Genomic DNA, 516 nt, shown 5'->3' on the forward strand with positions numbered 1-516 from the left:
TAGCATGATAAAGACACAGTTGATCAAGAAAAGATAGAGAGCCCCCAATAAAAATCGTACATTCCCATTAGCTAAACCATAGCCAGCAGTACAGATAGGCGGCATCAAAGCTGTAGCAATGGCTACTCCTGGCACGATATTGTTTGCTTCTTTTTTCCTTGAACCGATCACACCAGCAATCCCACCAGCAATAGCAATGAGAACATCCCAAATGGTTGGAGAGGTTCGTGCGATCAACTCGCTACTTGCATAAGACAAGGGAGAAATCCAGAAATACAGAGTCGAGACAAGCAAACTGACCAACACTTGAGTCAATAAAACCTCTAGAGATTGCTTGATTAAACGCGTATCAAAAATAGCTAAACCGAATCCCAGTCCAACAATCGGTGTCATGAGAGGTGAAATTAACATGGCTCCAATAATAACAGCTGTTGAATTCATATTTAGACCGATAGAGGCAATAAAAATTGCACACATCAAAATCGCTGTATCTCTCAATCGAACATGAAGGTCATC

General features: G+C 41.3%; 1 protein-coding gene. It reads right to left on the reverse strand.

Annotated elements, in window-relative coordinates; all coding sequences use genetic code 11:
- A partial coding sequence (locus tag AB2B47_RS08610; protein WP_320694118.1) for a DUF389 domain-containing protein occupies window positions 1-516 on the reverse strand: 516 nt, incomplete at both ends.

It is taken from the genome of Streptococcus wuxiensis, from assembly GCF_040888245.1.
In the GTDB taxonomy this organism is placed as follows: domain Bacteria; phylum Bacillota; class Bacilli; order Lactobacillales; family Streptococcaceae; genus Streptococcus; species Streptococcus wuxiensis.